Raw genomic sequence first — 25,768 nt, 5'->3', positions numbered from 1 at the left:
AAATGTCGAAAAGATGCAACACTGAGCATCGATCACGCGTGTATCGCGCAGGGGAGGTTCTGTGACGCGCCCAGGTAGCGGCATGGCCGCTGACATCGACGAGCAGCCGGCCGGCTACGAGCGGCTGCTCTCCGCCGCGCACGCGACACCCATCGCTCGGGTGGCCGCAGCCGTCGCCGAGCGTCGACCCCGGCACGTGGTGTTCACCGCACGCGGCACCTCCGACCATGCCGCGCTGTACGGTGCCTACCTCAGCGAGATCCGCCTCGGTCTGCCCGCCGGCCTGGCCTCGCCGAGCGCGGTCACCCTCTTCGGCGCCCGGCCTGACCTCTCCGGCGCCCTGATGGTCGGGGTCAGCCAGAGCGGCGGATCGCCCGATCTGACGGAGGTGCTCCGGTCCGCCCGCGACTCCGGAGCCCTCACCCTCGCCATCACCAACGCCCCGGACTCACCGTTGGCAGCGACCGCGGAACTCTCCATCGACATCGCGGCCGGACACGAGCGGGCGGTGGCCGCCACCAAGACCTACACCGCCGAGCTGCTCGCCCTGCTGATGCTCGTCGAGGGAATCCGGGCCGGCGACGGTGCGCTACCCACCGAGGAGCGGCAGGCATTGGCCGAACTGCCCGAGCTCGCCGCCCGTACCCTCGCCGACCCCGTCCCGGCTCAGCTCGCGCCGCGTTACCGCTTCGCGGCCCAACTCGTCACCACCGGCCGGGGGTACGCGTACCCGACGGCCCGGGAGGCGGCACTGAAGCTGATGGAGACGTCCTACCTCCCGGCGCTGGCGTTCTCCGGTGCCGACCTGTTGCACGGCCCTCTGGCCATGACCGACCCGGACGTCCCGGTGCTGGCGGTCATCGGATCGGGACCGGGCGGGCGGTCGATGGGCGAGGTGCTGCCCCGGCTCGGCGAGCGCCGTGCCGACGTGGTGGTGGTCGGTTCGGCCGACGTCGGCGGCGCCACCCGCCTCGCCGTGCCCGAAACCGACGAGCGGTACGCCCCGCTGCTGGACATCCTGCCGTTGCAGCGGCTGGCGCTGGCGCTCGCCCTGACCCGGGGCGAGGACCCGGACGCGCCGCGCGGGTTGAAGAAGATCACCGCGACGAGATGACACCCGGCGTGGCACGCTGGTCGACGTGTCAACGCTGCGTGATCTCGCCGAGGAGCACACCCGTCTGCGCCGGGTCGACATCGACCACCTGCACCGGATCGCCGGTGACTGGCAGCTGTTGTCCGACCTCTCCTTCGCCGACCTGCTGCTGTGGGTGCCGGTGGACGGCGAAGGGAGTTTCCTCTGCGTCGCCCAGGTACGCCCGACCACCGCGCCCACCGCGTACCAGGACGACCAGGTGGGACGGATCGTCGGCGGCCCGGAGGTGGCACACCTGGAGGTGGCCTACGGGCAGGGGCGCATCTGGCGCGAAGGCGACCCGGTCTGGTACGGCGACGTGCCCGCCCGGCACGAGGCGATCCCGGTCCGGCTGCGTACGGCCGACGGCGAATCCGGCGAGGTGATCGCCGTGGTGGGGCGGGACACCAACCTCTCCACCGCCCGTACGCCCAGCCAGCTGGAGTTGAACTACCTGACCACCGCCGACGACCTGGCGCAGATGATCGCCGACGGCACGTTCCCGCCGCCACGGCACCCGGGGGAGACCACCTCGGCACCGCGCGTCGGTGACGGGCTGGTGCGGCTGGACGCCGGCGGCAAGGTCACCTACGCCAGCCCCAACGCGCAGTCCGCGTACCGTCGTCTGGGTCACGCCTCGCTCCTGGTCGGTGAGGATCTGGCGGTGCTGCACCGGCGGCTCGCCGGCGATCCCCTGGAAGGCACGGACGCCGCGAACGGCATCCTCGCCGCGCTGCGCGGCGAGGCGCCTCCGCGCCGGGAGATCGATGCGCGTGGGGCGACCATGCTCACCCGGGCACTGCCGCTGATACCGGCAGGGGTCCCGATCGGCGCGCTGGTGCTGGTCCGCGACATCACCGAGGTACGTCGCCGCGATCGTGCGCTGATCACCAAGGACGCCACCATCCGGGAAATTCACCACCGGGTGAAGAACAACCTGCAGACGGTGGCGGCGCTGTTGCGCCTCCAGGCCCGCCGGGTGGCGATGCCGGAGGCTCGGGTCGCGCTTGAGGAATCGGTACGCCGGGTGGCGTCGATCGCCCTCGTGCACGAGACGCTCGCCATGTCCAGCGACGAGGCGGTGGAGTTCGACGGGATCGTCGACCGGGTGGCCAAAGCGGCGACCGAGGTGGCCGCGACCGAGGTGACCGTCGCGATGCGCCGTACCGGTACCTTCGGCGTGCTACCGGCCGAGATAGCCACCTCGCTCGTGATGGTGCTCAACGAGTTGCTGCTCAACGCGGTGGAACACGGCTTCCCACCGGCCGGCGACGACGCCCCGGTGACCCTCGGCGCCCCGCAACCGGAGGTGGTGGTCGCGGCGAACCGGCTCCGCAGAACGCTCACCGTCACCGTCACCGACAACGGTCGGGGTCTGCCCGCCGGCTTCGACACCGAAGGTGGCGCCAAGCTCGGGTTGCAGATCGTCCGGGCGCTGGTCACCGGTGAACTGCGCGGCACCATCGAGTTGCGTCCCGGCACCGACGGCGGCACCGAGGCGTTCCTGGCGCTGCCGCTGGCGCGCAGTGCCCCCGAGGGCCGTAGCGGAGGGTGACCTCGGGCGACTACCGGCCACGTCCCTGTCCCGGTGACGCTCGGAGCAGACGGCGACGACCGCCCGTGATGTGGGATCGGGCACGTGACCATTGGCCGCACCGCCTGAGGTGTGGCAGCATGACGTTCATGACTGCCGCTGTCGTGCGCCGCTTCGTGGCTAGACGCCACGTCGATTACGGCCGTGTCCGCAGCGCCATCTGTCCGGCTCACTGACGACGCCCGACCATCCCTGCCTCGGGCACGCAGCGCGCCGGCCGTGCAGAGACATCGCTGTCCACGGTCCCTCCCGGGAACCGGTCGTCGCGCCCGCGCAGCCCCACCGAGGCGCAGCAGACAACGGAGGACGCCGCGATGGCAGTCAGCGAGATTCCGGCCCGCCCGCCGCGAGCGCCCCGGCGCCCCCGTGGTGAGGGCCAGTGGGCGCTGGGGCACCGGGAGCCCCTCAACCCCAATGAGCGGATCAAGAAGGACGACGACCCGCTGAACGTCCGGGCCCGCATCGAGAACATCTACGCCCATCGAGGGTTCGCCTCGATCGACCCGCAGGATCTGCGTGGGCGGTTCCGGTGGTGGGGCCTGTACACCCAGCGGAAGGCGGGCATCGACGGCGGACGTACCGCCGTACTGGAGCCACACGAGCTGGAAGACGAGTACTTCATGCTGCGGGTACGCGTCGACGGTGGTCAGCTCGACCTGGCCCAGCTGCGCACGATCGCCGAGATTTCGCGGGAGTTCGCCCGGGACACGGCGGACATCACCGACCGGCAGAACATCCAGTACCACTGGATCCGGGTCGAGGACATGCCGGAGATCTGGCGGCGGCTGGAGTCGGTCGGGTTGCAGACCACCGAGGCGTGCGGCGACTGTCCCCGGATCGTGCTGGGCAGCCCGGTCGCCGGGGTGGCCGAGGCAGAGCGAATCGATCCGACCCCTGCCATCGACGAGATCGTCAAGCGGTACGTCGGCGACAAACAGTTCTCCAACCTGCCGCGCAAGTTCAAGTCGTCGATCTCCTGGCTGGTGGACACCCCGTACGAGGCGAACGACATCGCCTTCCTCGGTGTCGACCACCCGGAGCACGGCCCGGGCTTCGACCTGTGGGTCGGCGGAGGTCTGTCCACCAACCCGATGCTGGCGCAGCGGCTGGGCACCTGGGTGCCGCTGTCCGAGGTGCCCGACGTCTGGGCCGGGGTGGTGGGCATCTTCCGCGACTACGGCTACCGCCGGCTGCGCCACCGTGCGCGGCTGAAGTTCCTCGTGGCCGACTGGGGCGTGGCGAAGTTCCGGGAGGTACTGGAAAAGGAGTACCTGGGTCGCACGCTGCTCGACGGTCCTGCCCCGGAGCTGCCGGAACGGCCGGTCGACCACATCGGCGTGCACCGGCAGCGCGACGGCCGCAGCTACGTCGGCGCCGCCCCGGTGGTCGGGCGGGTCTCCGGAACCCAACTCGCCCAGCTCGCGGACGTGGTCGAGGCGCACGGCAGCGGGCGGGTGCGACTCACCCCGTACCAGAAACTTCTGGTGCTCGACGTACCGCCGGCGCGGACGGAGTCGCTGGTCGCGGGTCTGCGGGAGATCGGCCTGGAGGCCCAACCCTCGGCCTGGCGGCGCGGCACGATGGCCTGTACCGGCATCGAGTACTGCAAACTCGCCATCGTCGAGACCAAGGCGCGTGGCGAAGAGCTGGTGGCCCGGTTGGAGCAGCGGCTACGCGATTTCGACGCGGACATCTCCATCCACATCAACGGTTGCCCCAACGCCTGCGCCCGAACCCAGGTCGCCGACATCGGCCTCAAGGGGCAGCTCGTGACCGGGCCGGACGGCCGCCAGGTGGAGGGCTTCCAGGTGCATCTTGGCGGTGGGCTCGGCATGGCCGAGGGACGCACCGCCGGCTTCGGGCGCAAGCTGCGTGGTCTGAAGACCACCGCCGAGGAGCTGCCCGGGTACGTCGAGCGGCTGGCCGAGCGGTATCTGGCTGGCCGGACCGAGGGTGAGACGTTCGCCAACTGGGTGATTCGGGTCGACGAGGAGGAACTGCGATGAGTGGTGAAACTCGTTCCGTGCCGTTGTACTGCCCGTACTGCGGCGAGGAGGATCTGCGGCCGAGCGAGACCGGGCCCGGCGCATGGGAGTGCCACGCCTGTGTGCGGGTGTTCACGGTCAGGTTCGGTGGCCTGCTCGCCCGGGCGGTGAACCGGTGAGCGCCCTGGTCTCCGCCGCCGGTCTGGGGCTGGTCGGTACGACGGCCGGGGTCACCGCCGATCCGTCCCGGCGCGATCCGGACGAGCTGCGGGCGCTCGCCGAACGGGCGGGCCGGGAACTGGAGGGCGCGCCCGCGCTGGAGATCGCGCGGTGGGCCGCGGAGACCTTCGGAGGCCGGTTCTGTGTGACGAGTTCGATGGCGGACGCCGTCCTCGTCCATCTGGTCTCCCGGGTCGCGCCCGGGGTAGACGTGATCTTTCTCGACACCGGACTGCACTTCCCGGAGACTCTCGCCGTCCGCGACGAGGTGGCCCGCACGCTCCCGGTGAACGTGCGGTCCATCCGGCCGTGGCTCACCGTGGGCCAACAGGACGGTGAGTACGGACCACGGTTGTTCAACAGATCGCCGGACGAATGCTGCCAGTTGCGGAAGGTGGAGCCGCTGGAACGGGCGCTTGCCGGCTACGACGCGTGGGCCGCCGGCCTGCGCCGCGACGAGTCGTTCACCCGAGCGAACACACCGGTGGTCACCTTCGATCCGCGCCGGGGCAAGGTGAAGGTCAATCCGATCGCGGCCTGGACGCAGGCGGACGTCGACGGGTACATCGCCCGGTGGAAGGTGCCGGTGAACGAGTTGTTCCGGCGCGGCTACGGCTCGATCGGCTGCTGGCCGTGCACCCGACGGACCGGGGCCGGTGAGGATCCACGGTCCGGTCGCTGGGCAATGTTCGAGAAGACCGAGTGCGGTCTGCACGTCTGACCGCAGGCGTGGGCCCGGCTGGCGACCCGCTGCTGCTGGTCGCCCACGGCAGTCGTGATCCCCGGGCGGCCGAAGAGATCCGGGCTCTCGCCCGGGCGGTCGCCGCCGCTCGCCCGGGCACGCCGGTGCTGGCGAGTTGGCTCGACCACACCGAGCCTGACCCGACCGACGCGCTGCGCGGGCTGGCGGCGTCCGGGCACTCTCGTGCGGTGCTGGTGCCACTGCTGCTGACCGCCGCCTATCACCGTCGGGTCGACATTCCGGCGGCTGTGGCAGCGGCTGAGCGGTCCGGGCCGCCGGTGCGGGTGCGGGTCACCGACGTACTCGGGCCGGTGGGGGGTGAGGTGGATCCGGCCCTGCTGGCCGGGTTGCGCCGACGGTTGGGTGAGGCGCTGTCGGGCGGCTGCGACGCTGTGGTGCTGGCCGCCGCCGGGACCCGTGACGCCGCCGCACGAGGTTCTGTCGGTCGGGTGGCCGCCGCGTTGGGTGCGGCCCTGAACGTCCCGGTCCGGGTGTCGTACGCCTCGGCGGCGCCGCCGGATGCCGGTGCGGCGGTGACTCGGCTGCGGGCGGCTGGCGCCCGGCGGATCGCCGTGGCGGCCTACTTCCTGGCGCCGGGGTTGTTCCACGACGCGGTGGTGTCGTCGGCTCGGGACGCCGGGGCGGTCGCCGTGGCACGGCCGCTTGGCGACGCGCCGGAACTGGTGGATCTGATACTCCGTCGGGCGACGCCGACGCCGACTCACACCTGACTCTCCGTACCGGTGGGAGAACGCGCGATGCCAGGCTTGTCGCGACCTTGCTTTTGCCGAGTCGGCACTATCGACGCTGTTTCGGGGAGCGTGAATGTGGGTCAGGTCGGGCGGCAGAACGCCCCGGCGGGCTGAGCCCGCCGGGGCGTTCTGGTTCGTACGTGTGTGTGGTGGTCAGGCGGAGTGAGCGCGCAGCACCCGGAGGCCGCCGCGACGCTTGACGGCGCGTCGCTCCTCCTCGCTCATTCCGCCCCAGACGCCAGCGTCCTGACCGGATTCCAGTGCCCACTGCAGACACTGGTCGGTCACAGAGCAGCGCCGGCAGACGGCCTTGGCCTGCTCGACCTGCAGGAGAGCCGGACCGGACGTCCCGATCGGGAAGAACAGCTCCGGGTCCTCGTCGCGGCAGACAGCATGGTGACGCCAGTCCATGGCGGCAACACTCCTCATTCTGGATGGGTGGCAGATGTTGCTTGTTGGTGCTTTTCCTTTATGCATCCGCATTGCCGATGGTGACGGTTCGCGTCCGCCATTTCGGCAGTGCGTGAGCAGGCTGTCAGTTCCGGAGACCTGCTGAAAAAGCTCCACGTGTCGAGCATCTCCAGGCAATGTCCCGGTAACTCAAGTTTGCTTGTGAATACTTTCACGAACTTACGCGATGTCAAGGGTGACGCTCGGAAAAACTCCGGACGGTGAGCAAGCCCACAACCCATTTGTCCGGGTTCCGGAACTCTCCGGCTACCCGTCGTACCACAGTCGAGGATCAATATAGTACAGTCCCGCGCGCATTGCCGACATTTCCGGCATCCGTCCAGGGTGTCGCGGTAGTTGCGCGGGGGTGTCGCCGACCACCTCACCCCGGTGAGGGCCGGAGACCTAACAGATTACTCTGAGTGCGGCGGGAACGCTTGTGAATCTGACTTTTTCCCGCTCGCCCAGGTAGTCCCCGTCGAGCTGAAAAGCCTGCGGACGGCCCGCGACCAGCGTGAACTCGGGCATGTCGTGCAGCTGAAGAATTTTGCGACCACGTGGATCAGACGCGGGAGAGAAGAACTGCGTCACGGTGCGTGTCGTGCTGGCAACGCCAAGCTGGCGCAGGGCGAGCACATCGAGCCCCAGATCGAAGGACGCGGCGGGGTTCGGGTTGACCTCCCGATCCCCGACGAACGTCCACGGGGCGGTGTTCTGCACGATGACCGTGGCCAGCTCCCCCTCGGTGGCCTCGCCCGGCCGCTCCAGTCGAATAGCCGGGTGTCGTCGCTCGCTACCCAACAGGAACTGCGCGGAGAAGGCCCGGAAGTAGAGCGAAGGCGAGGAGACCCGACCCCGGCGGCGGGCCTCCTCGACCCGGTGAATCACCGAGGCGTCGAGCCCGAAGCCGGCGCAAAAGGTGAAGTAGCGGTCGTCCGCCCGGCCGAGGCCGATCGTGCGGCGCCGGCCGAGCCGCAGTCCCTCCATGATCATGCTGGCGCCTTCCGGCCAGTCCCGAGGCAGGCCGAGCGCCCGGGCGAACACGTTCGTCGAACCGCCCGGAACGGTGGCGAGGGCCGGCAACCGCTCGGCTGACGGTGCGGCCCCACCTGCCGTGGTCGCTGTCATCAAGCCGTTGACCACCTCGTTCACCGTGCCGTCGCCACCGAGTGTGACCACCGCGTCGACACCCTCCTCGGCGGCTTCCCGGGCCAACGTGGTGGCGTGGCCGCGCTGGCGGGTATAGCGCACGGAAAGATCGACCTCACTGCGCAGTGCTCGGACGAGCACGTCGCGTGCACGTTCACTGGTAGTGGTGGCCTTCGGATTGATTAGCAGGACGGCCCGCATGGGACGGCACTGTACTCCGAGCCGTCATCGGTATCGTGACCGCGTGACCATCCACTCCGACCCGACCCCCGTCACGCTCCGTTGGGCGGTCTGGCTGCTGCGCGGCCAGGCGGTCGCTGTCGGGCTGGTCGCCGCCTGGCTGATCTTCGCGGATCTGACCGGCACCGCCACCGATCTGACGTCGGCACTGCTGGTTACGGCCTTCGCCATCGGTGCCGCGGTGGCCCTCTGGGTGCTGGGCCGCGCCCTGCTCCGCCGGAGGGCTGGTGCCCGCGCGCCGGCCATCGTGCTTCAGCTCATGCTGCTGCCGATCGGCTGGTTCATGCTCCAGGGCGGGCTCGGCTGGCTCGGTGTACCGCTGATCACGCTCGGCCTCGGCGTCACCTGGTTGCTGGTGAGCCCGCCGACCACCCGCGCTCTGGGCTTCGAGTGAGCTGACCGACGCCCGCGGTCACCAACCGGAGGCACGCCTGGTGAGAAGTGAAATGGTCGCCAGGCCGTCGGTTGCTCGCGCCCCCGCCGACGTGGTGAGCGCGGTGAGCACCTTCCACGCGAACGACGATTCCGCTGGCAGCCGGGCACCTGGCATCGTCGGCACGGTCACCTCGACGGTCAGTGCGTCCTCGGTTACCGCGAAGCGGCAGTCCAGCTCGGCGCCGGCCGCAGCGATGGCGAGCAGCATGGCGCACGCCTCGTCGACTGCGATGCGCAGATCCTCGATCTCGTCCAGAGCGAACTGGAGGCGGGCCGCGAGGCCTGCGGTGGCGGTACGGAGCACACTCAGGTAGCCGCCGTCCGCGGGCACAGTGAGGTGCACGATGTCGTCATCGGTCATCGGTTGGCCGGTCAGTTGAGTCACCACTCATCCCCCCGGTCGGGGACTCTACCCGCTCGGACCGCCGGATGGTTGATGGCGGCAAGTGTGGTGCCGGGCGGCACGGGTGGACCGTACCGGACCGGACCGTCCGTGCTGTGGCACCGGGCGGACGCGTCGGCGGTCGACGCCGCCACAACGGGACGTCGACCGCCGACGCGACCAACCAGTCTCAGGTGCCGTACCCGGGTGACCTCACGCCTGCTTGGTCTCCCAGAAGATCTTGGAGATCTCGTCGATCTTCTGCAGCAGCTCGTCCGCCTTGGACGGATCGGTGGCACCCTTGGCGCCGGCGGCACCAGCCAGCTTGGTGGCCTCGTTGAACAGCTGGTGCAGGTTCGGGTACTTCTCGAAGTGCGGGGGCTTGAAGTAGTCGGTCCACAGCACCCAGAGGTGGTGCTTGACCAGTTCGGCCCGCTGCTCCTTGATCAGGATGGCCCTGGTGCGGAACTCCGGGTCGGTGTTGGCCTGGTACTTCTCGCAGATCATTTTGACCGACTCGGCCTCGATGCGGGCCTGCGCTGGGTCGTAGACACCGCAGGGCAGGTCACAGTGGGCACTGGCGCTCACGCGGGGCGTAAGGATGCGTGGAAGTCGCATCGGGATCCTCCATGGGAAGTTTGCGATGATCCAAGACGACATTACTCCTGGACGGTGGTCCCCGAGGTCGCTGGAGGTGAAACCCGTGCCCTCCCGCCGGTTGCGGTGGCCGCTGTGGGCCGTGCTGGTCACCGGACCCTCCATGGCGCCCACGCTGCGCCACGGCGACGCGGTGCTGGTTCGCCGGGGCGGTCGGGCGACCCGACCCGGCGACGTGGTGATCGCGGTTTTCCGCAGCCGCCCGGACCTGCTCGTCGTCAAACGGGCGATCCGGCCAGCCGCCGGCGGCTGGTGGCTCTCCGGCGACAACTGCCTGGTCACCGACGACTCCCGGACGTACGGCGTGGCCGACGTCCAGGGACGGGTGGTGGCCCGGTACTGGCCCCGCCCCGGCCGGGTGCCGCCCCGACCGTTATGAACCCGCTCACATACCGGGTGTCGGAGCGTGACTATGCTCGGAGGTGCCCGGGTGACCCCCCGCACCGCCGCCGCTCGCTCGCCTCACCGTGCGCCCGACCGGACGGCCCAGTTGCTCGATATTTCTGGAGTCACCATGTCTTCGTCCGCCGTGGACCCCGCTGATCCCGTCTTCCAACTTCACCGGGGCGGCAAGATGGCCGTCGTCTCGACCGTGCCGCTGACCAGCCGGGACGATCTCTCCCTCGCGTACACCCCGGGTGTGGCCCGGGTCTGCGAGGCGATCGCCGCCGACCCGGCCCTCGCCCACGAGTACACCTGGGCCTCGCGTGCCGTCGCGGTCGTCACCGACGGCTCAGCCGTACTCGGTCTCGGCAACATCGGTCCGAGCGCCGCCCTACCGGTGATGGAGGGCAAGGCCGTTCTGTTCAAGCAGTTCGGTGGGGTCGACGCGGTACCGGTCTGCCTGGACACCCAGGACGTCGACGAGATCGTCGCGGTGGTCACCGCGCTCGCGCCGTCCTTCGGCGGCATCAACCTGGAGGACATCAGCGCACCCCGGTGCTTCGAGGTGGAACGGCGGCTCGACGAGGCGTTGGACATCCCCGTCTTCCACGACGATCAGCACGGCACCGCGATCGTCGTGCTGGCCGCGCTGCGCAATGCCGTGACCCTGCTCAATCGTAAACTCGGCGACCTGCGGGTGGCCGTCAGTGGCGCGGGCGCGGCCGGCGTCGCGGTGACCAGGATGCTGGTAGCCGGCGGCGTCGACCCGGAACGGGTGGTCGTCTGCGACTCCCGGGGCATCATCTCCCGGCGGCGCACCGACCTCACCGAGACGAAGGTCGAACTCGCCGAACTGACGAACGCCGACGGTCGGCAGGGCGACGTCACCGAGGCACTGCGCGACGCCGACGTGCTCATCGGGGTCTCCGGTGGGCTGATCCCCGAACGGGCAGTCGCCGGCATGGCTCCGGACGGCATCGTGTTCGCGTTGGCCAACCCCACCCCCGAGGTGGACCCTCAGGTGGCCGCCCGGCACGTCGCGGTGGTCGCCACCGGTCGCAGTGACCATCCGAACCAGATCAACAACGTACTGGCCTTCCCGGGGGTTTTCCGGGGTGCGCTCGCCGCCCGAGCCAGCCGGATCACCGATGCGATGAAGGTCGCCGCAGCCGACGCGATCGCCTCCGTGGTGGCCGAGACGCTCACGCCCGAGGCCATCGTGCCCTCGCCGCTCGACCCTCGGGTGGCGCCCGCAGTAGCCGACGCGGTCGCCGAAGCCGCCCGCCGTGACGGCGTGGCCCGCGCCTGAGCTGCAAGGAAGGGCCCCTTCCGAACGTCTCGTATGTGGAAGGGGCCCTTCTTGACAGGTGCTCAGCTTGTTACGGTGCGGATCATGCGTGCCGCCTTCGCCTCCCGGTTCGACGACGTCGACCCACTCGCGGCGCTCACCGTCGGTGAGCAGCCCGAGCCGATCCTGCCCCACGACGACTGGGTGACGTTGCGCGTCACGGCCAGCTCGCTCAACCAACACGATCTCTGGTCGTTACGCGGCGTCGGGCTCCGTGCCGAACAGTTGCCGATGATCCTCGGCTGTGACGCGGCCGGGGTGGATCCGGACGGCAACGAGATGGTCGTCTATCCCGTCGTACCGACTCCGGGTGACCCGCGCGGAATGACCATCCTCTCCGAGCACTTCCCCGGCACGTTGGCGGAGCGGGTCGCCGTACCCCGGTCGAATCTGCTGCCGCTGCCGGCGGGGTTGGCAGCGGCCGACGCCGCGTGCCTACCGACGGCCTGGCTGACGGCCTGGCGGATGCTCACCGCCAAGGGGCGGGTCGCCGACGCCGACGCGGTGCTGGTCCAGGGCGCCGGGGGTGGCGTGGCCACAGCGGCGGTCACCCTGGCCGTCGCGATGGGCAAACGGGTGTACGCGACCAGCCGCGACGCCACCAAGCGTGAGCGCGTCGCCGAACTGGGCGCGACCGCCGTGGAACCGGGCGCGCGGCTGCCCGAGCGGGTCGACGTGGTGATCGAGACGGTCGGTGCGGCCACTTTCGACCACTCGCTGAAGTCGGCCGCCCCGGGGGCCCGGATCGTGGTTTCCGGTGCGACTGCCGGTCACGAGCCGAAGGTGAACCTGCGCCGGGTCTTCGCCATGCAGCTGGAGATCCTGGGTACCTCGATGGGTACGCCGGACGAACTCGCCACCCTGTTGACGTTCTGCGCCGAGCGGCGGGTCAGACCGGTGGTGGACAGCGTGGTGCCGTTCAGCCGTGTCGGCGACGCCTTCGCCCGGCTGCACTCCGGTGCCGTCTTCGGCAAGGTGGTCATCGACCACGAGGCATGACGTCGCGTGCGCCAGCTGTCACGAGTTGCCGTTGCTCTCCCTACAGGTTGTTGTCGAGGTCGGCGACGTCGTCGCGAGCGGCGGCGGCCGGAATGCGCGTCTTCGCGTCGGCGTCACCGTAGAGCGTCCACCGCAGGAACTCGGTGGTGGTGTCGGCGACCACCCGTAGCGCGGTTCCCTCACCGCGCAGCAGGGCACGGCCGTGGTCGCCGTCGGGCAGGCTGAGCATCGCCTTCGGCCACGGCACCTTGTCGTAGGCGGCCCTGCCGGCGGCGTACTGCACCACCTCGTCGGCCTGACCGTGCACGAACAGCTGCGGTGCGGCGGCACCGGCGAACGCGGTACCCACGCCGAGGGCGGTGCCGGCGAAGACGATTCCGGCGGTGAGCCGGTCGTCGCGTCCGGCGGTGAACAGCCCGATGGTGGTCACCCCACCCGCCGAGTGGCCGGTGGCGGCCACCCGGTCGGTGGCCAACCGGCCGCGTAGTGGATCACCTTCACGGGCGTTGAGGGCGAGCACCCGGGTCAGCGCGTACGACACGTCGGCCGGCTGGTTGAGCACGTCGAGCACGTTGTTCTCGTCGCCATCCCGGGAGGTGTTCGGGAAGGTCGGTGCGGCCACCACGAAACCGGCCGAGGCCCACCGGGTCAACAGTGACTCGTAGTCGTCCGGGCGTCCGCCCAGACCGTGGCTGAACATGACCACGGGGAACTTTCCGGCTGCGGCCTCGGCATCGTCGACCGGCGGCGCGCCGGTCCGGCCGGCAGCCGGGTACCAGAGGGTCACCGGCAGCGGTCGGTCGCCGTCCCGGTTGAAACTCAGCTGCCGTACGCCGAGCGCGAAGCTGCCCTCCGGGGCCCGGCCGGCGGGGATCGCCGGTGCTGACGTGGAAGCCGACGGTGCACCGGAGACGGTGGCCTGCGGAGGGGAGGCATCGGTCCACTCGGGCTCACGGTCGGTGGAGCATCCGAGCAGAAGGCTCGTGAGCAGGGCGGTGGCGGCCAGGGCGGAGGTGGCGCGACGCGACATCCTCCGATTGTGCCCGCCCGGCGTCGACGGGTACGAGCGTGCCGGGCACGGCCGCTGGATCGGCTTCGCTATGGTTCCGGCATGGCTGAGAACCACACCGATCCGAGCGGCAACACCGAGGCGTTCCGCGCCTTCGCCAACCCGGAGACCGCTGCGGTGGAGGTGGCGTCGCGTACCAGTCTCATCGTCGGTGCGGCCGTGGTCGCCGGGATGCTGCTCGCCCTTGCCACCTGGCTCGCCTTCGGCTGACCGGGCGGATCGTCGACCGACCTGCCGGCGCCCGCCGACCTCCGGTTGCCGGGCTGGCCTACGCCGTTGCCCGCCGACCCCCGGGTAGTCGGCTGGTCGGTGCCGTCGTCCCGCCAGGCCCATCACCCGGTCAGCCGCACCAGGTGGACGTCAGCTACCGTCTGTGACCACGGCCCGGGCGGCGCGGGCGATCTCCCGCTCCTCGTCGGTACCGATGACGCAGACGGCGACCTCCGCACCCGTCGCGGAGATGAGCCGGTCCCCGCTGTCCGCGTTGCGATCGGCGTCGACGGTGATCCCGAGCCGGTCCAGCCCGGCCAGCGCCGCCGCGCGTACCGGCGCCGCGTGCTCGCCGACCCCGGCGGTGAAGGTGACCGCGTCCACCCGACCGAGCAACGCGTAGTACGCCCCCACGTAACCAGTGATCCGGCGGCAGTAGACGTCGAAGGCGAGCGCTGCGGCCCTGTCGCCTGCCGCGCGACGGGCGAGCAGCTCACGCATGTCGTTGACCCCGCTCAGCCCGAGCAGGCCGCTGCGGTGGTTGAGCAGGTCGTCGATCTCGTCGACGCCCAGTCCGCCCTCGCGGCGCAGGTGGAACACGATCGTCGGGTCGAGGTCACCGCTGCGGGTACCCATCACCAGGCCCTCCAGTGGCGACATGCCCATCGAGGTGGCGACACTTCGTCCGCCTGCCACCGCACACGCGCTGGCGCCGTTGCCCAGGTGCAGCGTGATCGTGTTGATCTTCTCGTACGGGCGGCCTAGCAGTTCCGCGGTGCGTCGGGACACGTACGCGTGGGACGTGCCGTGGAAGCCGTACCGCCGAATTCCGTACCGCTGCGCGACCGCACGGTCGATGGCGTAGGTGGCGGCGGAGTCGGGCAGGGTGTGGTGGAAGGCGGTGTCGAAGACGGCCACCTGCGGCACCTCGGGAAGGGCGTGGCGGGCCACCTCGATGCCGGTGATGTTCGCCGGATTGTGCAGAGGCGCCAACGGCACCAGTTCGGTGAGGGCGGCGAGCACGGCGTCGTCGACGAGCGTCGGCGCGGTGAACCGCCGTCCGCCGTGCACCACCCGGTGCCCCACGACGGTGAGACCGGTCAGATCCAGCCCGTCCAGGATCTGCCGGATCGCGCCGGTGTGGTCGGCCGGCCCGCCGCCGGGCTCACCGATCCGTTCCACGGTGCCCTTGTCCAGAACGCGGGCGTCGTCGTACAGCCGGTACTTGATCGACGATGATCCGCTGTTGATGACCAGCGCCTTGTTCACTGCTGCCCCTCGGCGAGTGCGGCGGCCTGGATAGCGGTGATCGCCACGGTGTTGACGATGTCCGGCACGGTGGCTCCCCTGGAGAGATCGTTCACCGGTCGGCGCAGTCCCTGCATGACCGGCCCGACGGCTACCGCCCCGGCGGAGCGCTGCACCGCCTTGTAGGTGTTGTTGCCGGTGTTCAGGTCGGGAAAGATGAAGACCGTCGCCCGGCCGGCCACGGTACTGCCCGGCAGTTTGGTGGCCGCGACGGAGGGGTCGATGGCCGCGTCGTACTGGATCGGGCCCTCTACGGCCAGTTCGGGTCGACGTCTGCGGACCAGCGCGGTGGCCGCCGCGACCTTCTCCACGTCCTCGCCCGCACCCGAGGCTCCCGTCGAGTACGACAGCATCGCCACCCGGGGCTCGATACCGAAGCGGGCTGCCGTGTCCGCCGAGGAGAGGGCGATGTCGGCGAGTTGGGCGGCGTCCGGGTCGCGGTTGACCGCGCAGTCGCCGTAGACCAGCACCCGGTCGGCGAGCAGCATGAAGAAGACGCTCGATGCGACGGAGACCTCCGGCATGGTCTTGACGATCTCGAAGGCGGGCCGGATGGTCGCCGCCGTGGTGTGGGTGGCACCGGAGACCATGCCGTCTGCGTGGCCGCCCGACACCATCATGGTGCCGAAGTAGTTGGGCTGGGTGACGATGTCCTGCGCCAGCTCGGCGGTCACACCCCGGTGGGCGCGCAGCTTCGCGTAAGCTGCGGCGAACTCGTCGCGCCACGGGTTGCTCGCCGGGTCGATCACCTGGGCCTCACCGATGTCCACCCCCAGCTCGCGGGCGCGTCGGGCGACCTCGTCGGACCGGCCGAGCAACGTCAGGTCGGCCACGCCCCGGCGGAGCAGGATCTCCGCGGCGCGCAGGATCCGTTCCTCGGTGCCCTCCGGCAGCACCACGTGCCGACGTCGGGTGCGGGCGCGGTCGATCAGGTCGTACTCGAACATCAGCGGGGTGACCCGTGCGGATCGGCTGACCTTCAGCCGAGCGGCCAACTCGACGGTGTCCACGTGCGCCTCGAAGGCACCGAGCGCGGCCTCGACCTTCCGGGGGTTTCCGGCGCTGGGACGGCCCTCGATCCGGTTCGAGGCGGCCACCGTGTGGTAACTGTCGCTTGTCACCGAGAGCACCGCGAGTCGGGCGTTCAGCGCCTCCACCAGACGCATCGCCCGGGGATCGGGCGGCACCCCGAGGGTGAGGACCAGCCCGGCCAGCGACACCTGGCCGGCGACGTGTGCGGCGCTCGCCGCGACCAGTAGATCGTCCCGGTCACCGGGCATGATCAGTAGTGCGCCTTCGGTCAGGTGCTCCAGCAGGGTCGGTACGTGGGCCGCACCGACGACGTAGTCGAGCACGTCGCGGGCGAGCGCGGTCTCGTCACCGGCCAACAGGGTGGCGCCCAGCGCCCCGGCCACCTCCGCCACCGTCGGTGCGGAGACGCTCGGCACCTCCGGGATGGCGTACGCGGGCACCGGCAGCGACGGCAGTGCCATCGGGCCGGGAACCCGGTTGGCCAGCACCGCGAACACGGTCGCGCCGAGATCCGCGAGGTCATGGTAGGCGCCCCTGGCCGCGGCGGCGATCGACGAGGGCTGCTGCCCGTACCCGTCCACCACGGGCACCACGACGCTTCCGAACTCGTTGGCCAGTCGGGCGTTGAACGCCAGCTCACGTGGGCCGGCGGTGTCACCGGCGGCGGCGAAGTCGCTACCGATGACGACGACCGCCGCGAACCGCCGCTCCACCTTCCGGTAGCGCTCGACGATTCGGGAGATCAGCTCCTCCCGACGACCGTCGGCGACCAGGTCGGTGGCGTCGCCGTACGTGGTGCCGTGCAGGTCCGCCACCGGCAGACCCACCCGGTAACGCTCACTGAGCAGGGCGAGGATCGGGTCGGGGCGATCCTGGGCGACGAGCGGACGGAACACACCGATGCCGCCAACCTGGCGGGACAGCAACTCGGCGAGACCGAGGGCGATCGTCGACTTCCCCCCGCCCGAGCCGACACCGGTCAGGTAGACACTGCGGGCCACGGCCTCACGCTACAAGATCAGGGCCGGTGTCGTACGGGTCCTCGGGCTCGAACGGTCGGGATCGTGCGGCGCGCGTCCCGGGCCGGCAGGTGGTACGTCTCACAGATCCGGCTCGCCCGCGAATGTCGTTATTTCCGTCCGACCGACCGGGGGGAAGGGCTGGACGAGCCCTCCGAAGCATCCGCCGGCACCAGTCTGCATGGTCTGTTCGACCAGCTCACCGGCGCTATCGGGGGAGTCGGCGAACCGCATCGACCACGCGTCGCCCCGGACGACCGAGAGAGTCGTCGCGTCACGTGACAGGACGGTGACGCAGATGACGGCGACGCTCGACACACTGGGATTCCCGTCGCACCATCACGCTCCGGAAATGATCCGAAGGAAGTTCACTCCTAAACTTCCCCGCATGACTGTCGACCCGCTGACCAGTGCGGATACCTCTCAGGTGCCACGGAAAGTCGAACCCGCCGGAGCAGACGAGTCGGCCACCTCGACACGTTCCGTAGTGCGTCCGGCCGTCATGCGGTCGGACGATGCCGGAGCGCCGGCGGCACCGGAACAGGTGACAGACGGACCGACCGTCGTCCAACCGGCTGCGGCGGATGCACCGACTGTCGTCCAGTCGGTGGTGGACGAGCCGACCGTGGTGATACCGGCGGATCTGCCCACCACGATCCTGGCCGCCGTGCCCCAGCCACCACCCGTCTTCGTCGACCCGACCGGCCGGCGGCGATCCCGGCTGCGGCTGGTCGCGTACGCCCTGGGGCTGGTCGGTCTGGCCTACACCGGCCTGGTCGTGTTCAGCTTCGCCGGCGAGCCGGTGAAGGCCGACACGATGCTGCCCTCCGCGGCACCGACGAGTCCGTCCTGGCGACCGCCACCCGCGGCGTCGATCCCGGCTGCCGCGGCGCCGCCCACCATGGTCGAGGCCAGAGCCGCCGAGAACGTCAGGGCCGTGCAGGACCCGGTGCCGCGTGTCCAGACGACCGCCCCGACCCCGGTACCCACGGCGGTCACGAGTACGGCGACGACGCCCCGCCCCAGCACCTCGGCCACCTCGGTGTCGCCCCGCCCCTCCCGGTCGAGCAGCCCGCCGGCCTCACCAAGTGCCGAACCGTCCACCGCCACGCCGCCGCCGTCACCGACCGTGAACCCGACAGACGTCGACGAAACAGCCGACGCCGCCGATGGCTGATCCCGCAGCGCGACGACCGCGCCGCAGGCTACGAGGTCGGGCCGTACCGTCGCCGAGTTGGGCCCTCTTCGGTGTCCTCTGCACGGTCCTGGCCGCGGTACTGCTCGTCGGTGCGTACGCCAACGCGTCCTTCGTGCCGGACCGTGAGCAGAGCCACGACGGCCAGCATGACGTCCCGACGACAGTGGTCTCGGGGGGTCCGATCATCAGCAGCGCGGACGGGTCGACCCGGTCCTACCGGCTGCCCCCGCGCACCATCGCGCTCACCTTCGACGACGGACCGGACCCGGTGTGGACCCGGGAGGTGCGGCGGGTGCTGGCCGCGCACCAGGTTCCGGCCACCTTCTTCGTGCTCGGCGCGCAGGTGGCACGCTACCCGGAACTGGTCCGCGAGTTGACCGTCGACGGCCACGAGATCGGCGTGCACACCTTCACCCACCCGGACCTGGCGACGCTGCCCGACTGGCGCCGCCGGATGGAGTACACCCAGACGCAGCTCACCATCGCCAGCGCCGCAGGGGTCCGTAGCCCGCTGGTCCGGTTCCCGTACTCGTCCTTCCCCGCTGCCATCGACGACCTGGACTGGCCGGTGTTCGTCCAGGCCGGTGAGCTGGGTTACCTGAGCGTGCTCAACGACACCGACAGTCGGGACTGGGCGCGGCCGGGCGTCGACCAGATGATCACGAACGTCACGCCGCCCGGTTACTCGGGGGCGATCACGCTCTGGCACGACGCGGGGGGCGAACGGTCCCAGACCGTCGCGGCACTCGACCGGTTCATCCCGCTCATGAAGGAACGTGGCTACCGCTTCGTCACGGTCACCGAAGGACTGAACCTCGCGCTCGCCGAGGCCGGCGTCGACCACCGCGTCGACGCGGCGCAGCCGGCCACCACGGGGGAGCGCTGGCGTGGTCGGGTGCTGGTCTGGGCGGTGCAGGGTGCGGACCACACGCTCGGCTGGCTGGGAGGAATCTTCCTGGTGGTGGGCGCGCTGACGGTCGGCCGTACCGTGCTGCTGTTCGCGCTCGCCGGCCGGCACGCCCGAAAACGCCGGGCCGCAGACTGGGCCTGGGGGCCGCCGGTGACCGAACCGGTTTCGGTGATCGTGCCCGCCTACAACGAGAAGGAAGGCATCGCCGCGGCGGTCCGTTCGCTGGCCGGCGGCGACCATCCGGGCGGCATCGAGGTGATCGTCGTCGACGACGGCTCCACCGACGGCACGGCGGAGATCGTCGACGCGCTCCGACTACCGAACGTACGGGTCGTCCGCAAGCCCAACGGCGGCAAGCCGAGCGCGTTGAACACGGGGGTGGCGCTGGCCCGGCACGAACTGATCGTGATGGTGGACGGCGACACCGTGTTCGAGAGTGATTCGGTCCGACGGCTCGTCCAGCCGTTCGCGGATCGACGGGTCGGTGCGGTCGCAGGGAACGTCAAGGTGGGAAACCGCGACAGCCTGATCGCCAAATGGCAGCACATCGAGTACGTCATCGGCTTCAACCTCGACCGCCGGCTGTACGAGACGCTGCGCTGCATGCCCACCGTTCCCGGAGCGATAGGCGCCTTCCGTCGTCAGGCGCTCACCTACGCGGGTGGAATGACCGACGACACACTGGCGGAGGACACCGACATCACCATGGCGATCGGCCGTGCCGGTTGGAAGGTGGTGTACGAGGAGACAGCCCGCGCGTGGACGGAGGCACCGGCGACCCTGGGCCAGTTGTGGAAGCAGCGGTACCGGTGGAGCTACGGCACCATGCAGGCGATGTGGAAGCACCGTCGCTCGCTCACCGACCATGGTGCCTCCGGTCGTTTCACCCGGCGGTGCCTGCTGTTCCTGAGCCTCTTCGGGGTGCTCCTGCCGCTGCTGGCACCGGTGATCGACCTGCTCGCGGTCTACGGCCTGTTCTTCCTCGACCGGACCGCCACGGCGGTGGCCTGGTTGATCATGCTCGCCTTGCAGATCCTGACCGCCGTGGTGGCGTTCCGACTGGACCGGGAGAAGCTGGGCGTGCTGTGGGTGCTGCCACTGCAGCAACTCGTCTACCGCCAGCTGATGTACCTGGTGCTGATCCAGTCGGCGGCGACGGCCCTCACCGGCGGTCGTCTGGGCTGGCAGAAGCTTCGGCGGATCGGACTGGCACCGGCCGGACCGACGACCCCGCCGGGCTGACTGCGGTCCTGAAGACCGGCGGGCAGGTCAGGACCGGACCAGCGAGATGGCGTACGCGGGCCAGAACTCACCGCTGGGCGGTTCACCCGGACGACAGGCACCGTCGGACTCGCCCGGAAACTTGATCCAGAGCAGGGCGTCCACCCGGGGTAGGCCGGGCTCGGCGGTGGGATCCTCACCGATCGCCCGCCCCGGGGGGTTGCACCAACTCGGCGCACCGTCGACCCGCTCACTCGGGTGAGGTCCGTTGCCGTTGCGGCTGGTGTCGATGACGAATGTGCTGTCGCCACCGAGGGCGTCGGAGATCCGGTGCCCGTAGTCGACGTTGTCCGCGGTGTACACGAAGTTCGCCACGTTCAGCGCGAACCCGTCGGCCTGGGCCACGCCGGCCTGGCGCAGCGCCGCCGCCAATGCTTCGACGTCACGGATCCATTCCGGGTGCCCCGCGTCGAGGTAGATCCGCGCGGTCGCGGTACTGGCCAGTACCGCGACCGCGTCCCGAAGTAGCGCGAGCCGGGCGGCGGGATCAACGACGCAGCCGGCCACCGCGTCGGGCAGTGCCCCCGGTTCGAGCACGACGACGACCGGACGGCCGGCGATACCGGCGGCGACCTGACGAATCCACGCCTGGTACTGCGTACTGGTACCAGCACCTCCACCACCCCGCCGGCCGCAGTCACGTTGTGGCAGGTTGTGTGCCACCAACACGGGTGTCTGCCCGGCGATCGCGGCCTGCCCAAGGAAGGCGTCGACCTCGTCGCGGGGGTCGCCACCGGTCAGCCACTTCGCGCTCGGTCGGCTGCCGATCGCGCGTAACGTCTGCGCTGCGGTCGCCTCACCCCGGGCCGCACGCCGCTGGGCCTCCGCCTCGGCCGGATTGGCCGGGTCGAGGTAGAACACGGAGGGCGCGGGCGGCGGTGCGGAACTGGCCCCGCCGGACGCCCGTGACGGTCCGGGCTGGCCGGAACAGCCGGCCAGCAGGACCGCGATCGCGATGGTGGCCGCCGCGACACCGGTCGGCGTTGGTGGACGTCGAAACCAGGTACGCCGGTTGGTTGGCCGGACGACAGGCATGTGATCAGTCGTCGTCTTCGTCGTCGAGCCGGGCCAGCCAGGTGGCGAACCGTTCGACCGGAGTCTCGAACTCCGGGTTGGCGTCGACGAAGTCACGAAGCCGAGCGCCCAGCCACTCCAGGCTGACCTGCTCGTCGCCGCGCCGCTCGACCAGTTCCTCGATGCCCCGGTCGGTGAAGTACATGAGTCAACTCGCTTCCTCACCGGAGCCCCGGTGAAGCCGGTCGGTCCCGCCCCGCCGTGGGCGGGACGGGACCGGGTCAGTTCTCGTCAGGGGCGGGGAAGTGCCGCCTCGATCAGCGAGGTCTGCTCGACCTCGTGCATCTTCGCCGAGCCGACGGCCGGAGCCGCGGCGGCCGGACGGGAGATACGCCGCAGCCGAACACCGTCGAGATGCTCCAGCAGGTTGAGCGCGACGAACGACCAGGCACCCTGATTGGCCGGTTCCTCCTGCACCCAGGCGAAGTCCTCCGCGTTCGGGTACTGCGCGAGAGCCGCCTGGATCTCCTCCACCGGCATCGGGTAGAGCTGCTCCAGACGGATGATCGCCGTATTGGTGATCTCGCGTTCCTGGCGCGCCTGGAACAGGTCGTAGTAGATCTTGCCCGAGCAGAGCAGCACCCGCTTGACCCGCTCGGGGTTACCGGCCGCCGGGTCGACGAGCACCGGGGCGAAGGTACCGGTGGTGAAGTCCTCCACCGAGGAAACGCAGAGCTTGTGCCGCAGCAGCGACTTCGGGGTGAACACCACGAGCGGCTTGCGCTTGGGCGACAGGGCCTGCCGGCGCAGCAGGTGGAAGTAGTTCGCCGGGGTCGTCGGGTTCGCCACCCGCATGTTGTCCTCGGCGCAGAGCTGGAGGAACCGCTCCGGGCGGCCGGAGGTGTGGTCCGGGCCCTGACCCTCGTGGCCGTGCGGCAGCAGCAGGGTCACCGCGGAACGCTGGCCCCACTTCACCTCGCCCGAGGAAATGAACTCGTCGATCACCGACTGGGAGCCGTTGACGAAGTCACCGAACTGCGCCTCCCAGCAGACCAGCGCGTCGAGGTTCTCCACCGAGTAGCCGTACTCGAAGCCCATCGCCGCGTATTCGCTCAACAGCGAGTCGTGGACGAAGAACCGGGAGCGCTCGCCGTCCGCGGTGAGGGACTGCAGCGGCAGGTAGTCGTCGCCGGTCTCCGCGTCGACGATCGAGGCGTGCCGCTGCACGAACGTCCCGCGCCGGGAGTCCTGTCCGGCGAGCCGGACGGTGACCCCGTCGTGCAGCAGCGCACCGAAGGCGATGATCTCGCCGAAGCCCCAGTCGATGGTGCCCTCGACAGCCATCCGGGCCCGCCGGTCGAGCAGCTGCCGAATTCGCTTGTGGGGCGTGAAGCCGTCAGGAAGGTTGACGTGCGCCTCACCGATCGCCTTGATGACCGACGCCTCGGTCGCCGTCTCCACCTGCGGTTCGGGCTCGTCCTGCCGGGCCGGACGGCTCAGCTGGCGTGGCGTGCTGGCCGCGTCGCGGGTGGCCTTGAAGACCCGCTCCAACTGGGCTTGGTAGTCGCGCAGCAGCTCTTCGGCATCCTCGACGGTGATGTCGCCCCGCCCGATCAGTTCCTCGGTGTAGAGCTTGCGGACCGAGCGCTTCGAGTCGATGATCCGGTACATCTGGGGGTTGGACATCGAAGGGTCGTCGCCCTCGTTGTGTCCGCGCCGCCGGTAGCAGACCAGATCGATCACGACGTCCTTGTTGAACGCCTGGCGGTACTCGAAGGCCAGCCGGGCGACCCGGACGACGGCCTCCGGGTCGTCACCGTTGACGTGGAAGATCGGGGCCTGGATCATCCGGGCCACGTCGGTGCTGTAGAGGCTGGAGCGGCTGTACTCCGGTGCGGTGGTGAAGCCGACCTGGTTGTTGACCACCACGTGGACCGTCCCGCCGGTACGGTAACCGCGCAGCTGGGAGAGGTTGAGCGTCTCGGCCACCACGCCCTGACCGGCGAAGGCAGCGTCGCCGTGCACCGCCAGTGGCAGGACGGTGTAGCCCTCCAGCTTGAGGTCGATGCGGTCCTGTTTGGCCCGGACGATCCCCTCCAGTACCGGATCGACGGCCTCCAGGTGAGACGGGTTGGCCACCACCGAGACCTTCACGGCGTGGTCGCCGTCGGGGGTGGTGAACTTGCCGTTCTGACCGAGGTGGTACTTCACGTCGCCGGAACCCTGCGTGGAGCGCGGGTCCAGGTGCCCCTCGAACTCGGAGAAGATCTTCTCGTACGGCTTGCCGACGATGTTCGCCAGCACGTTGAGTCGGCCCCGGTGCGCCATGCCGATGACGACCTCGTCCAGGCCACCCTCGGCGGAGGCCTCCAGCACCTCACCGAGCAGCGGGATGAGTGATTCGCCGCCTTCGAGGGAGAAGCGCTTCTGGCCGACGTACTTGGTCTGCAGGAAGGTCTCGAACGCCTCGGCGGCGTTGAGCCGGTTGAGCACGTGCTTCTGCTCGCCGGCCGGGGGCTTTTCGTACCTGCGCTCGACCCGTTCCTGGATCCAGCGTCGTTCGGCCGGGTCCTGGATGTGCATGTACTCGATGCCTACCCGGCGGCAGTAGGAGTCGCGCAGGACGCCCAGGATCTCCCGTAGCTTCATCCGTTGCCGGCCGGCGAAGCCGTTGACCGGGAAGGTGCGGTCGAGATCCCACAGGGTCAGGCCGTGTTGGAGCACGTCCAGATCCGGGTGCTTACGGATCTTGAATTCCAGCGGGTCGGTGTCGGCCATCAGATGGCCACGGACCCGGTAGGAGTGGATCAGCTCGTGCACCCGCGCCGTCTTGTTGATCTGGCCTTCGCTGTCGACGGCGACGTCGCGCATCCAGCGCACCGGCTCGTAGGGGATACGCAGCGAGGTGAAGATCTGGTCGTAGAAGCCGTGCTCGCCGAGCATCAGCTCGTGCATGACCTTGAGGAACTCGCCGGACTGTGCGCCCTGGATGATCCGGTGGTCGTAGGTACTGGTCAGCGTGATGACCTTGCTGACCGCCAGCTCGGCCAGGGTGGCCTCGCTCATGCCCTGGTACGGCGCCGGGTACTCCATGGCACCGACCCCGATGATGGCGCTCTGGCCCTGCATGAGGCGCGGCATGGAGTGCACGGTGCCGATGCCGCCGGGGTTGGTCAGCGAGATGGTGGTGCCGGAGTAGTCCTCCATGGTCAGCTCGTTCTTGCGGGCCCGCCGGACGACGTCCTCGTACGCCTGCCAGAACTGCCGGAAGTCCATCTGCTCGCACGCCTTGATGGAGGGGACCACCAGGTTGCGGCTGCCGTCGGGCTTGGTCAGGTCGATGGCGATGCCCAGGTTGACGTGCTCGGGGCGGACCGTCGCCGGCTTGCCGTCGACCTCGGCGAAGGAGTTGTTCATCTCCGGGTGGGCGACAAGCGCCCGCACCAGGGCGTAGCCGACCAGGTGGGTGAAGCTGACCTTGCCGCCGCGCCCCCGGGCGAGATGATTGTTGATCACGATGCGGTTGTCGACCAGGAGTTTGGCCGGCACGGCCCGGACGCTCGTCGCGGTCGGTACGGTCAGCGACGCGTCCATGTTCTGCACGATCTTGGCGGCCACCCCGCGGAGCGGCGTGGTCTGCGGACCGCTGGCGGTTGGTGTGGTCCGGTCGGGTCGGCCCTTCGTCGGCTCGGCCTTCGCGGCGACCGTCGGCTTCGCGGCGGCTGGCTTCGCGGCGGTCGGCTTGGCAGCGGTCGGCTTGGTGGTCGCAGGTGCCGACTTCGTCGTATCCGCCGCCGCGCTGCGGTCACCCTGACCCTCGGTCTTGGCCGTCGGTGCGCTCTTCGGAGCAGTCTCGGCCCTGGCCGGTGCGGCGTCCTTGGTCGCGGCGGTGGCGGCCGACCGCCGGTCACCGGCTCCCGCTGTGCTCTGGCCAGGCCGGTAGTCGGCGAAGAAGTCGTGCCAGGCCGGATCGACGCTGCCGGGATCGGCGAGGTAGCGCTGGTACATCTCCTCGACGATCCACTCGTTCGGGCCGAAACCCGCCAGTGGGTTCTCCTGCGAAGTCTGCTGGGTCGACACGGCCGGTAATCGCCTCTTTCACGCGGGTTGTGTGTCACGCGGGGACCGGTGCGCCGGGACGGGCGCACAGGACGGTTCCAGGCTACGCCGTACCCGACCCGGAGGCATTTCCGCCTCCGCCGCGTGGTCGGATTCACAGAAGATGCAAGAAGTTCGGTCAGCGCTGCGTGATTCTTTGA

23 protein-coding genes are annotated in these 25,768 nt (G+C 70.0%); 13 read left to right on the top strand and 10 right to left on the bottom strand.

Going from position 1 to position 25,768, the window contains the following annotated elements; genetic code table 11:
• The first annotated feature begins 82 nt into the window (after positions 1 to 82).
• From HCA58_RS00470 to HCA58_RS00445, 6 genes are all read left to right on the top strand, one after another.
• Positions 83 to 1,114 (top strand): SIS domain-containing protein, encoded by a 1,032-nt coding sequence (locus HCA58_RS00470; protein ID WP_169595741.1) that lies wholly within the window; start codon positions 83 to 85, stop codon positions 1,112 to 1,114.
• A 25-nt stretch (positions 1,115 to 1,139) separates the two neighbouring features.
• Positions 1,140 to 2,687, top strand: a complete 1,548-nt coding sequence (locus HCA58_RS00465; protein WP_169595740.1) for a PAS domain-containing sensor histidine kinase — start codon at positions 1,140 to 1,142, stop codon at positions 2,685 to 2,687.
• Positions 2,688 to 3,040: 353 nt separating this feature from the next.
• The gene (locus tag HCA58_RS00460) at positions 3,041 to 4,732 is read left to right on the top strand and encodes a nitrite/sulfite reductase (RefSeq protein ID WP_169595739.1); all 1,692 of its coding nucleotides are present in this window, start codon (positions 3,041 to 3,043) and stop codon (positions 4,730 to 4,732) included.
• Complete coding sequence (locus HCA58_RS00455; RefSeq protein WP_169595738.1) at positions 4,729 to 4,890, top strand: hypothetical protein; 162 nt, start codon at positions 4,729 to 4,731, stop codon at positions 4,888 to 4,890. Before HCA58_RS00460 ends, HCA58_RS00455 begins: the two co-directional genes overlap by 4 nt.
• Positions 4,887 to 5,651: a phosphoadenylyl-sulfate reductase gene (locus HCA58_RS00450; protein ID WP_169595737.1), complete on the top strand. Its 765-nt coding sequence runs from the start codon at positions 4,887 to 4,889 to the stop codon at positions 5,649 to 5,651. The genes HCA58_RS00455 and HCA58_RS00450 overlap by 4 nt, the downstream gene beginning before the upstream one ends.
• Positions 5,633 to 6,403, top strand: a complete 771-nt coding sequence (locus HCA58_RS00445) for a CbiX/SirB N-terminal domain-containing protein (protein ID WP_169595736.1) — start codon at positions 5,633 to 5,635, stop codon at positions 6,401 to 6,403. The genes HCA58_RS00450 and HCA58_RS00445 overlap by 19 nt, the downstream gene beginning before the upstream one ends.
• 174 nt (positions 6,404 to 6,577) lie before the next feature.
• Here the strand turns inward: HCA58_RS00445 and HCA58_RS00440 are convergent, their stop codons facing one another.
• A complete protein-coding gene (locus HCA58_RS00440; protein ID WP_007072794.1) occupies positions 6,578 to 6,835 on the bottom strand; it encodes a WhiB family transcriptional regulator in 258 nt (85 codons plus the stop codon).
• Positions 6,836 to 7,279: 444 nt separating this feature from the next.
• Positions 7,280 to 8,224 (bottom strand): diacylglycerol kinase family protein, encoded by a 945-nt coding sequence (locus HCA58_RS00435; protein ID WP_169595735.1) that lies wholly within the window; start codon positions 8,222 to 8,224, stop codon positions 7,280 to 7,282.
• A gap of 43 nt (positions 8,225 to 8,267) precedes the next feature.
• On the opposite strand from HCA58_RS00435, the gene HCA58_RS00430 reads away from it, so the two are divergent.
• Entirely contained in the window at positions 8,268 to 8,657 is a 390-nt protein-coding gene (locus HCA58_RS00430) for a hypothetical protein (protein WP_169595734.1), read from the top strand.
• A gap of 18 nt (positions 8,658 to 8,675) precedes the next feature.
• Here HCA58_RS00430 and HCA58_RS00425 read toward each other — a convergent pair whose 3' ends face one another.
• Positions 8,676 to 9,083, bottom strand: a complete 408-nt coding sequence (locus HCA58_RS00425) for an anti-sigma regulatory factor (protein ID WP_169595733.1) — start codon at positions 9,081 to 9,083, stop codon at positions 8,676 to 8,678.
• A 210-nt stretch (positions 9,084 to 9,293) separates the two neighbouring features.
• Positions 9,294 to 9,698: a superoxide dismutase, Ni gene (sodN, locus tag HCA58_RS00420; RefSeq protein WP_169595732.1), complete on the bottom strand. Its 405-nt coding sequence runs from the start codon at positions 9,696 to 9,698 to the stop codon at positions 9,294 to 9,296.
• A gap of 25 nt (positions 9,699 to 9,723) precedes the next feature.
• Between sodN and HCA58_RS00415 the strand changes: the two genes are divergently transcribed.
• From HCA58_RS00415 to HCA58_RS00405, 3 genes are all read left to right on the top strand, one after another.
• The gene (locus tag HCA58_RS00415; protein ID WP_169595731.1) at positions 9,724 to 10,116 is read left to right on the top strand and encodes a S24/S26 family peptidase; all 393 of its coding nucleotides are present in this window, start codon (positions 9,724 to 9,726) and stop codon (positions 10,114 to 10,116) included.
• 135 nt (positions 10,117 to 10,251) lie between these two features.
• Positions 10,252 to 11,430 (top strand): NADP-dependent malic enzyme, encoded by a 1,179-nt coding sequence (locus HCA58_RS00410; RefSeq protein WP_169595730.1) that lies wholly within the window; start codon positions 10,252 to 10,254, stop codon positions 11,428 to 11,430.
• Positions 11,431 to 11,505: 75 nt separating this feature from the next.
• Positions 11,506 to 12,468: a zinc-binding dehydrogenase gene (locus tag HCA58_RS00405; protein WP_346775831.1), complete on the top strand. Its 963-nt coding sequence runs from the start codon at positions 11,506 to 11,508 to the stop codon at positions 12,466 to 12,468.
• A 40-nt stretch (positions 12,469 to 12,508) separates the two neighbouring features.
• On the opposite strand, the gene HCA58_RS00400 is transcribed toward HCA58_RS00405, so the two are convergent.
• A complete protein-coding gene (locus HCA58_RS00400; RefSeq protein WP_169595728.1) occupies positions 12,509 to 13,498 on the bottom strand; it encodes a dienelactone hydrolase family protein in 990 nt (329 codons plus the stop codon).
• An 81-nt stretch (positions 13,499 to 13,579) separates the two neighbouring features.
• Here HCA58_RS00400 and HCA58_RS00395 point away from each other — a divergent pair, with 81 nt between their 5' ends.
• A complete protein-coding gene (locus HCA58_RS00395; protein WP_169595727.1) occupies positions 13,580 to 13,747 on the top strand; it encodes a hypothetical protein in 168 nt (55 codons plus the stop codon).
• 150 nt (positions 13,748 to 13,897) lie between these two features.
• Here the strand turns inward: HCA58_RS00395 and HCA58_RS00390 are convergent, their stop codons facing one another.
• Together HCA58_RS00390 and pta are read right to left on the bottom strand one after the other, a co-directional pair.
• A complete protein-coding gene (locus HCA58_RS00390; RefSeq protein WP_169595726.1) occupies positions 13,898 to 15,016 on the bottom strand; it encodes an acetate kinase in 1,119 nt (372 codons plus the stop codon).
• Entirely contained in the window at positions 15,013 to 17,088 is a 2,076-nt protein-coding gene (gene pta, locus HCA58_RS00385; RefSeq protein ID WP_169595725.1) for a phosphate acetyltransferase, read from the bottom strand. The genes HCA58_RS00390 and pta overlap by 4 nt, the downstream gene beginning before the upstream one ends.
• A 562-nt stretch (positions 17,089 to 17,650) precedes the next feature.
• Between pta and HCA58_RS00380 the strand changes: the two genes are divergently transcribed.
• Both HCA58_RS00380 and HCA58_RS00375 read left to right on the top strand, forming a co-directional pair.
• Positions 17,651 to 18,283, top strand: a complete 633-nt coding sequence (locus HCA58_RS00380; RefSeq protein WP_169595724.1) for a hypothetical protein — start codon at positions 17,651 to 17,653, stop codon at positions 18,281 to 18,283.
• A complete protein-coding gene (locus HCA58_RS00375) occupies positions 18,276 to 20,456 on the top strand; it encodes a glycosyltransferase (protein WP_169595723.1) in 2,181 nt (726 codons plus the stop codon). Before HCA58_RS00380 ends, HCA58_RS00375 begins: the two co-directional genes overlap by 8 nt.
• Before the next feature lie 27 nt (positions 20,457 to 20,483).
• On the opposite strand, the gene HCA58_RS00370 is transcribed toward HCA58_RS00375, so the two are convergent.
• The 3 genes from HCA58_RS00370 to HCA58_RS00360 all read right to left on the bottom strand — a co-directional run bounded on the left by HCA58_RS00370 (position 20,484) and on the right by HCA58_RS00360 (position 25,589).
• Positions 20,484 to 21,530, bottom strand: coding sequence for a glycoside hydrolase family 6 protein (locus HCA58_RS00370; RefSeq protein ID WP_169595722.1), 1,047 nt, complete (start codon positions 21,528 to 21,530; stop codon positions 20,484 to 20,486).
• 4 nt (positions 21,531 to 21,534) lie between these two features.
• The gene (locus HCA58_RS00365; protein WP_169595721.1) at positions 21,535 to 21,714 is read right to left on the bottom strand and encodes a DUF6104 family protein; all 180 of its coding nucleotides are present in this window, start codon (positions 21,712 to 21,714) and stop codon (positions 21,535 to 21,537) included.
• An 86-nt stretch (positions 21,715 to 21,800) separates the two neighbouring features.
• The gene (locus HCA58_RS00360; RefSeq protein ID WP_169595720.1) at positions 21,801 to 25,589 is read right to left on the bottom strand and encodes a multifunctional oxoglutarate decarboxylase/oxoglutarate dehydrogenase thiamine pyrophosphate-binding subunit/dihydrolipoyllysine-residue succinyltransferase subunit; all 3,789 of its coding nucleotides are present in this window, start codon (positions 25,587 to 25,589) and stop codon (positions 21,801 to 21,803) included.
• Positions 25,590 to 25,768: the final 179 nt, after the last annotated feature.

The sequence above is a fragment of the Micromonospora sp. HNM0581 genome, assembly GCF_012726175.1.
Taxonomy (GTDB): Bacteria; Actinomycetota; Actinomycetes; order Mycobacteriales; family Micromonosporaceae; genus Micromonospora.
This window is presented reverse-complemented; position numbering and strand designations above follow the sequence as displayed.